At 73.6% G+C, this 1,246-nt stretch carries 2 protein-coding genes; both read left to right on the forward strand.

Annotated elements, in window-relative coordinates:
* Positions 1–291, forward strand: a 291-nt coding sequence (locus tag NON22_RS24500) for a DUF4129 domain-containing protein (protein WP_257389595.1), incomplete at its 5' end; no start/stop codon positions are given.
* Positions 288–1,246 (forward strand): DUF4350 domain-containing protein (locus tag NON22_RS24505; RefSeq protein ID WP_257389596.1); only part of this gene is annotated, 959 nt, incomplete at its 3' end. The genes NON22_RS24500 and NON22_RS24505, both read left to right, overlap by 4 nt.

Here is a 1,246-nt window from a genome sequence, read left to right on the forward strand (position 1 = left end):
GCCGTGCGCGCGCTGTGGCAGCAGGGCCAGGCGCGCGCGGCCCTCGCGCTGTTCTACCGCGCGGCCGTGCTGGGCCTCGACGAGGCGCTCGGCGTCGCGCTGCCGCCGGGCGCGACCGAGGCCGAATGCCTGCGCCGCTCGCGCCGCCTCGGCGATACCGACTACACCAGGCTGTTCGCGCGCATCGTGCGCTGCTGGCAGGCCGCGGCCTATGCGCAGCGGCTGCCGGCGACGACGGAAGTCGAGGAACTGCTGGCCGCCTGGAACGCGGCGCGGAGCGCCGGCGCATGACTCCGCAGCGGCGCTACAGGCTCATCGCCGCCGGCGTGGCCGGGCTGCTCGTCGGCCTGCTCGCCGCGTGGTTCTTCAGCACCTACCGGCGCGTCGAGCGCGAGGTCACCCTGCCGCCGCGCGGCGAGGCGCGCTTCAACCCGCTGTTCGGGCTCAAGCGCACCCTGGAGGCGCGCAAGATCGAGACAGTCAGCCGCGCCGATTTCAACTTCACGGCGCTCGCGCCCGAGTCCGGCGATCTGCTGCTGCTCGACATCGACCTGCGCTCGCTCAGCGACGCGCAGACCGACGAACTGCTGCAGTGGGTCGAAGACGGCGGCCATCTCGCGCTGCGCCTGCCGCAGGGCGACGAAGGCCGGCCCGGCGAGCTGCTCGAGCGGCTCGGCCTCACGGTCGCGCACGAGTTCAGCTGCATGAGCTGGGACGAGGCACTGGCCTGCGAGGACCCCGGCGCGCCCAAGTCCGCCGGCGAGGTCGCCGACGCCGTGGGCAAGGCCGCCGCGAACCGCTCCGCCGGCATGTACTGCAGCTCGTACCGCTTCAGGACCGCGGCCGAGTACGAAAGCGATTTCGACTGGCTCTGGGGCAACGGCAGGCAGGGCTTCGTGTTCGGCCGCCATCCCTGGGGCGACGGCGACGTGCTGATCGCGGCCGACTTCGATTTCCTGCACAACACCGCGCTCAAGGACGGCGGCAACGCCGCGCTGGCCTGGCAGCTGCTCGGTCCGGTGCTCGGCGAAGGCCGCGCGCTGCTGGTCTACGCGACCAACTCGCCGCCGTGGTACGTGCTCCTCGTGCGTCACGGCCGCTACGTGCTGCTGCCGCTGCTGCTCGCGCTGCTGGCCTGGCTCGCGGCGCAGAGCCAGCGCTTCGGACCGCTGCAGCCGCTCGCGCCGCGCCACCAGCGCGCGGTGCTCGCCCACGTGCAGGCCGCCGGCGAGTTCGCCTTCGCGCG

Source organism: Tahibacter caeni, assembly GCF_024609805.1.
In the GTDB taxonomy this organism is placed as follows: domain Bacteria; phylum Pseudomonadota; class Gammaproteobacteria; order Xanthomonadales; family Rhodanobacteraceae; genus Tahibacter; species Tahibacter caeni.